A 7,225-nucleotide genomic window follows, 5' to 3' on the forward strand; every position below is an offset into this window, starting at 1 on the left:
CGGAACGGTGGCGCCCTTGGGGCTGAAAGCTGCCGATCTGGTTCACCGCCTGCGGCGTGAGCCCGATATGGCTCATTACCGGGATGCCCCGGCTCGTGAGATATTTGATGGTCTCGGCCATATGCACGCCGCCCTCGAGCTTGACCGCGCCGCAGCCGGTCGTCCTTGAGGACACGGGCGGCGTTGCGGAACGCGATGGCCGGGCTTTCCTCATAGGAGCCGAAAGGCATATCGACCACGACGAGCGCTTGCTTGGAGCCGCGCACCACAGCTTGCGCATGCATGATCATGAGATCGAGCGGCACAGGCACGGTGGTTTCGTAGCCGTGCATGACCATGCCGAGCGAGTCGCCCACGAGCAGAATGTCCACATGCGGATCGATTATCCGAGCCGTATGAGCATGATAGGCGGTGAGCGCGACGATCGGCTGCCCGCCCTTCCGTTTGGCGATGGCGGGCGCGGTTACGCGTTTGAATTCAAAGCTTTGCGACACGGGCTTCGGCCTCGCACGTTCGAAAACACAGGTTCGGAAACTTATGGGTCCTTATGACAGAAATATGGGGTTTTGTGCAGCGCAAAAACAGAGCGAATGCGCGTAGATTAATGCGTCACAACCGCCCGTCCGATCAGGAGCGGGTGGAGCCACACCAGGAAGATCACGTAGAACAAGACGCCGAGCACCACGGCGATGACATCGTTCCGGACGCCGCCTCTCCCCGTGGTGCCGATCAGCGCGGTGGGTGTCCGCCCCTTGAGCGCGATCCGGTCATAGACCGCATAAGCCAGGAACGAGCCGAACAGCAGCATCGAGGCGAGATCGCCATTGGCGATCAGATGGGCCAGCGCCCAGGTCTGAGCGCCACGAGGAACGGGTGCTTGATCGTGGCCTTGATGCGGCCCGGCACATACGCCGCCACCAGGAAGATGAAGGCGGGCAGCATGAGCACGATAGCCACCCACCGCGTCCAAGGCGGCGGCGACCAGACCTGGATCACGGGGCAACCGCGAAGCCCCAGACGAGCAGCACGAGCCCCGCCAGCGACAGCACGCCGAAGGCGGCCTTGTAGCCGGTCTCCCCCAGGCGCGCGATCAGCGTGTCGCGCACATGGGGAAAGGTCGGCAGCAGATGAATGCCGAGAAAGACGACGATGCCGGCGATCAGCAAAGCCATGGTTCAGCCCCCACACTGCCTGCGGGGCCTCCTGGTCTCGCGAAGAGACGAAGGCGTTAGTCGGTGACCGGCGGACCGTAGCGGTTCGGGCCGTCCGTGCCCTTGAGGAACCCGAGCTCGATCAGCAGCCACAGAGCGCCGATGATGGGAATGAGACCGATCAGCACCCACCAGCCGGACTTGTCACGGTCGTGGAAGCGCTTGATGTAGATGAGGATGGCCGGGATCAGAATGATCAGCGACCACAGCCCGCTCAACAGCCCCAACCCGGACTCGGCATCGACCGTGCCGATGGCGGCATCGATGAGAGACAAGATCAGACTGACCACCACCGCCGGCAGCACCAGATAAAGCCAGAGCTGCTTGCGGTTCACCCGGCCCTGGGCCGACAGATAGAACTGCTTGTAATCCATGATTGAGCCCCCCTTCCCGAGAATCGAGAGCGCGAGATTATCACGGGGCAAGACCGGAAGCATCATGGGGAAGACCGGAAGCGATGCGCCGCGCGGGCACCACTCACCGGCAGATCGGCAAGGGCCGCGGCGGACCCGGCGGATGCGCTTTGCGATATTTGTCGATGATCGGCTCAAGCGTTTCCTTCGGCCAGAATTTCGGCGCGCCGATCGCCCGCAAGCAGGCGGCGTTCCAGTAGAGCCCGGCGCGCGCCGGCGACTTGCCGGCCTTCACCGCCGCCGCGACCGCGTCGATGTCGGTTGATTCCGGGTAGATGTAGACCGTCGTCGGCCTGTCCTTGATGATCTCGAAGATCTTCTCGGAGTCCGCCGGCGTCCAACTGGTGCAGCCATTGCTGCGCCCGGCGCTGTAATCCAGCAACGACCCGTAGGCGACGTAGCCCTCCTCGTTCGCGTAAGGGTCTTTAGGATCCTTCGCCCGGCACATGTTCCGCAGGAGCACGGCCGGGTGTCCGCCGATGGCGCGTTCCCGGGCGTTGGCCGTATCGCCCTCCCCCTCGAACTGCAGGAAAGAGCGCAGCAGCGGCACGCGCTTGCCGCCCGTGCGGTAATAGCCCTTGAACGAGGTGCGCGTCTCGGCCGTCCAATAGGCGCCGCCGGTCGTGAGCTTCGAGCCTTCCGCGTTGCTGAAATTCTTGGCGCATTGCTGCCCGTTCGCATAATTGGCCAGGCCGCGCAGATTGCTGCCGTTGCCGTAACCCGACGAGACCGCGCGGAACGACCGGTCGGCCTCGCAGATGATGTAGAACCGGCGCCCGCGCTGATTGCTCACAATGCTGGGGCGCGTGGCGTCCATGGCGAAGTAGCACGGGTTCTTGGCCTTCCCTTCGCGCACCTTCTCCAGATAGAGCCCGCGCGCGCGCCGCAACACCACTTCGCTAATCTTTCCTTCGCCGTCGCCCACATGCGCCCGCAGCCAGGGCGGAATGTCGGACGCCTGCTCGGCGGCGGACGCCCGCGTGACGCCGGGCACGAGCGCGGCGAGCGCGAGGCCAAGGATGGCAAGACACAGAGCTGTCAAACGCACCGGTTCAAATCTCCTGTGGAAGTCTCTCGGTCGATGTTGGATTGCCCGTCCGAGGCTTATGCGCCCCGCCCACTCAGACCGTCGGAAAATTTGTTGTCATATCTTAGGCGATTCCTCCGGCCCGCTCACGCCTGGCGAACGGCCTCCATCCGGCAACAAGCACCTTGCTGGCGTCTGGGATCATGATGCTCTGCGACGGGATCAATCCACCATTTCCGCCGTTGGAATGCGGACTAAACGGACACCCCTTTTGGGCCGGCAATGACCCTAACGGCCATGCCCAACTAATGCTTTCGATCAGCGTTCTAGGTCTAGATAATACAGTCTTTGGGCAAGGGAAGAGGCCCAGATGGAAGACGCCGCACTGTCTCTCAATCGCGAGGGTGAAGCTGGCGCAGACCCGATCTCGCCGTTCGGCAAGCAGGGATCGAACAGCGGCAGTGATTGGACGCGGATACGTATCGCTCGCATCGAAGACTTGAGCGACGCGGTACTCGGCGCCGGACTTGAGGCTGTCCAGATGTCGAGCGCCCCGGTCACAGGCAGCCTCGCCTTCGCCGATCATGATGGCTTGCTTTTCAGCACCGGTCTTATCGGAGGCCGGGTGGCGCTAAGAGGCCCTCTGTCGGAGACCATGGTCACGCTTGGCATCGGCGTCAGACTTGCCGGCGGCACACGTCATTGGCTGAAGGAAGTCACAACGGGCGACTGCGGCATCTTCATGCCGGGTGACGAGCATGACGCTCTCTATACGCCGGGATCGATCTACGCCTCTGTCACGCTGTCATTCGAGCGTCTAGAGGCATTTGCAGAGGATCGCGGCCTCACATTGAATCTGCGTTCATTGGGTGGAAGCGGTGTTCATGCGCGCCGTTTGCCGGCGGGCGCTGTTAATAGGCTAGGAAAGCAATTCGAGGCGCTTCATGCGGGCCGGCAAACCTACGGGTCTGGCAACGCGGTCCTCGGCTATCGTTTCCTTGACACCTTCATCGAACATCTTGGACGCCGACCGCGAACGCTGGTGGGCGGACTTAATCCTCGCGGATATGCCCGTATCGTCGCGCGGGCACGCGATTTCATCATTGAGAACCTGGACCGGCCTCTGCGTATCGACGAAATCGCAAGATCCGCCTCCGCATCGCGACGCAGTCTCTACCGAGCGTTTAACGAGGTTCTCGACGAGACCCCGCATTCTTATGTGCGGAAGCTTAGGCTTCACCGAATCCGAAGCGATCTGGCCTTAGACGCTGAGCGGGCCTGCACGATCGCGGTTATCTCCAATCGTTGGGGCATTAGCGAGCTGGGCCGTCTCTCTGGGTGGTATCGTGAGCTGTTCGGCGAGCGCCCTTCCGAAACGCTCGCGCAATACCGCCGAAAGGCCGGAATTACCTCTTAAAGGCGGAAGTAAATTGGCACGATCCGCATAGAGTTCGGCGAGGTCCGTAGCTACGTTTGCCGCAAATCCCAATTTGTCTCCAGCGCAGACCAAACATGGGAGCTGTGAAATGTGGAAGCTATTCGCAACCGGCGTGGTGATTGCCGCTCTCTCGACGGTAAACGCAATGGCAGAAGAGACCGTCGATACCCGGATCGGAAAACTCACGTTTGAGAGCGGATACCCGTCGGCCGAGACGGTGCAGAAGCTCTACGACGAAATGGACTTCCAGCGGGCCTCACAGGCGTACATTTGGGGCATACCGGCCGTCGGCCTGAACGAGTGGCGACGCGCGCATTATGACGTCTTCGGTGGCAAGAGCGGCGAGATGCTGTCCTACCTCGATTTCGCCGAGAAGCTCGGCATCCTGACGCCGAACTATACGACTCCCTACATCGCCACCTTTATCGATCTGAAGGAAACAGGGCCCTTTGTCATTGAGGTGCCCGCAGGCCTGATCGCGGGCATGGTTCTCGACAACTGGCAGCGCGTGCTTGCCGACCTCGGCGTCGTCGGTCCCGACATGGGCAAGGGCGGCAAGTACCTGATCCTGCCGCCTGGGTACGGCCCGGTCGAGGCCGACGGCTATTTCGTCGTGGAGTCGCCGAGCCGCGATGTGCTGGCCGGATTCCGGCTCTTGGGCGACGACAAGGAAAAGGCGATCGCGGAATTGGTCCCGCAGATCAAGACCTATAGCTGGACGCCTGAAGGGACGGGCGAGCCGATGCCCGTGCGCAGCGCCGGCGACAAGAAGTGGAGCCAGATGGCGCCCCACGGCATGCCCTATTGGGATAGCCTGAACGAGGTCATCCAGCGCAACGCGGTCGACGAGCGCGACAGGCTGATCATGGCGCAGTTGAAGTTTCTCGGCATCGAAAAGGGAAAGCCTTTCGAGCCCGACGCGCGTCAGAAGAAAATCCTCGAAGACGGCGTGATCGTCGGCGAGGCCATGGCCAAGGCCAACACGACCGACAAGCGCGTCGAGCCGCCTTTCTGGGATGGCACCAACTGGAAGCACGCGCTGGTCGTTTCGACCGACCAGAAGGCCAACACCTACGATCAGCTCGACGAGCGGGCCGCCTGGTTCTACGAGGCGGTCGTCATCTCGAAGGCCATGCTGACGCAAACGCCGGGCGTCGGCCAGCGCTACATCGCGTCATACAAAGACGGGGACGGCGAATGGCTCTCAGGCGAGAACACTTACAAGCTGCACGTTCCCGCGGACCCGCCCGCCAAAGGTTTTTGGTCGGTCACGGCTTATGACGAGGGCACGCGGCAGATGCAGGTCACCGAACAAGGACGGCCCGACATCTCCTCGCGTAAGGAAGACATCGTCAAGAACGACGATGGTTCGATCGACGTCTATTTCGGGCCCGAAGCGCCCGAGGGTCACGAAACGAACTGGGTGCAGACCAACGCGGACAAAGGATGGTTCGCCTATTTCCGCTTCTACGGCCCGACCGAGCCGTTCTTCGACAAGTCGTGGGCGCTGCCCGACATCGAGAAGATTGAGTGACAGGTCGGTCAGGGAGGACCGAAAAATGAAGAAGCATCACGTTTTGGCCGCAGCCACGCTCGTTCTCATGGCTGCGGTTGCCGGACCAGTAAGTGTTCGCGCGCAAGCTGACCGCTTCGAGGCGTTGGCAGACTTGCCGTTCCAGGAGAACCGCCCGACTGCGGAAACGGCCAAGACGCTCATGGATGAGCTGTTGTTTCAGCGGGCGACGCAGACCTACCTTTGGGCGATGCCGCTGTTGAATACGGCAGGCATGCGGGACGGTGCCGCCGAGGCGTTCGGCACGGGCTACAACGTTATGCCGATCTGGACGAAGCGTCTCGACGCCAAGACAAAGATCACGACACCGAACTCCGACCTCATCTATGGCATGGTGTTCGCAAACCTCGCCGACACCGGGCCGCTGGTGTTCGAGGCACCGCCGAAGTTGCAAGGCATCCTGCTCGATTTCTGGCAGCGCCCCATACCGGTCGATGGCGGGAAGTTCTTCGGTGACCTCGGTCTTCCGGGCCCGGATGCCGGAGCGGGTGGCAAGTTTTTGATCCTGCCGCCCCACTACAAGGGCGACGTCCCGGACGGCTACTTCGTCTACCGCTCGAAAACGTACAATGTCTTCATCTTCCTGCGCGCGTTCTATCAGGACCCGGCAGATACCAGCCCCGCGGTCGATCTCCTCAAGCAGTCGGTGATTTATCCGCTCGGCCAGAAGGACAGCGCCAAAGCGATGGAATTCCCCGACGCCTCTGGTCGCGAGCTGAATATGCTGCCCAGAAGCGATGCAACGGCCTTCGATCAGCTCAAGCAGATCGTGGATGACGAGGGCACGGATCTCGCCGGCCCCGATTGGCTCGGCATGCTGGAAGGCATCGGCATTGCTACTGACCGGCCGTTCGAGCCGGACGAGCGCGCGCGGGCGATCTTAGAGGCCGCCGCGAAGACCGGGTACAAGACGAGCCGCGTGCTCGGGTTCAAGCCGGGCATCAAGGGCGCCGACTTCCATGTCTACGATGACCGCAAATGGCTGAACCCGGTCAACAACGTGACCGCGCGCTGGCCCAAGACTCCCCTCGACCTGACCTTCAAGGCGACAAGCGACGCGGGATACCGGGAGCTTGATGCGCGGGCATGGTTCTTTACCGACTACTACTCGATCAGTCCGGGCATGGTGTCGATGACGCCGGGCAAAGGCGCCTTCTACATGATCGCGTTCGAGGATGCGGAGGGCGATCCGCTGGTGGGAGATCAGAACTACGTGGTCAACCTGCCGAAAGACATCCCTGCGGAGCTCTTCTGGTCCGTCACCCTCTATGAAGCGGAGAACGCCTCCGGTTTGGACAACGGGCAGCCGTTCCCGTCGCTCGGCAAGCTCGATAAGCCCAAGCGGAATGAGGATGGCAGCACCGATATCTATATCGGCGCGAAAGCGCCTGAAGGAAAAGAAGACAACTGGCTGGCGACGGCACCGGGCCGTGGCTTTTTCGCTATTCTGCGGCTCTACGCCCCGGCGCAAGCTGCGATCGATGGAAGCTGGAAGCCGGGAGACATAGAAAAAGCGGAGTGAGGCTCCCGGAGTCCTAAAACGACACAAGCCGCCCCCGAAGG

General features: G+C 61.9%; 5 protein-coding genes and 2 pseudogenes. 3 read left to right on the top strand and 4 right to left on the bottom strand.

The annotated features are described in order from the left end of the window. The 4 genes and pseudogenes from AUC71_RS10950 to AUC71_RS10965 form a co-directional block, all read right to left on the bottom strand. Nucleotides 1-494 (bottom strand): annotated as a pseudogene (locus AUC71_RS10950) (3-methyl-2-oxobutanoate hydroxymethyltransferase); the annotation flags it as partial. Nucleotides 495-601: 107 nt separating this feature from the next. Further along, nucleotides 602-1,172, bottom strand: a pseudogene (locus AUC71_RS10955) (NnrU family protein). Between the two features lie 56 nt (nucleotides 1,173-1,228). After that, on the bottom strand, nucleotides 1,229-1,585 hold the full coding sequence (locus AUC71_RS10960) for a DUF805 domain-containing protein (protein WP_069624298.1): 357 nt from the start codon (nucleotides 1,583-1,585) through the stop codon (nucleotides 1,229-1,231). Between the two features lie 103 nt (nucleotides 1,586-1,688). Then, nucleotides 1,689-2,672, bottom strand: coding sequence for a murein L,D-transpeptidase catalytic domain family protein (locus AUC71_RS10965; RefSeq protein ID WP_069624295.1), 984 nt, complete (start codon nucleotides 2,670-2,672; stop codon nucleotides 1,689-1,691). 349 nt (nucleotides 2,673-3,021) lie between these two features. Here AUC71_RS10965 and AUC71_RS10970 point away from each other — a divergent pair, with 349 nt between their 5' ends. The 3 genes from AUC71_RS10970 to AUC71_RS10980 all read left to right on the top strand — a co-directional run bounded on the left by AUC71_RS10970 (nucleotide 3,022) and on the right by AUC71_RS10980 (nucleotide 7,184). Further along, nucleotides 3,022-4,068: a helix-turn-helix domain-containing protein gene (locus tag AUC71_RS10970; RefSeq protein WP_083238299.1), complete on the top strand. Its 1,047-nt coding sequence runs from the start codon at nucleotides 3,022-3,024 to the stop codon at nucleotides 4,066-4,068. 109 nt (nucleotides 4,069-4,177) lie between these two features. Further along, nucleotides 4,178-5,623 carry a DUF1254 domain-containing protein gene (locus AUC71_RS10975; protein WP_069624296.1) on the top strand — a complete coding sequence of 482 codons (1,446 nt, stop codon included), beginning with the start codon at nucleotides 4,178-4,180 and terminating at the stop codon, nucleotides 5,621-5,623. Between the two features lie 25 nt (nucleotides 5,624-5,648). Continuing rightward, the gene (locus AUC71_RS10980) at nucleotides 5,649-7,184 is read left to right on the top strand and encodes a DUF1254 domain-containing protein (protein ID WP_069624297.1); all 1,536 of its coding nucleotides are present in this window, start codon (nucleotides 5,649-5,651) and stop codon (nucleotides 7,182-7,184) included. Nucleotides 7,185-7,225: the final 41 nt, after the last annotated feature.

Source organism: Methyloceanibacter marginalis (genome assembly GCF_001723295.1).
Taxonomy (GTDB): domain Bacteria; phylum Pseudomonadota; class Alphaproteobacteria; order Rhizobiales; family Methyloligellaceae; genus Methyloceanibacter; species Methyloceanibacter marginalis.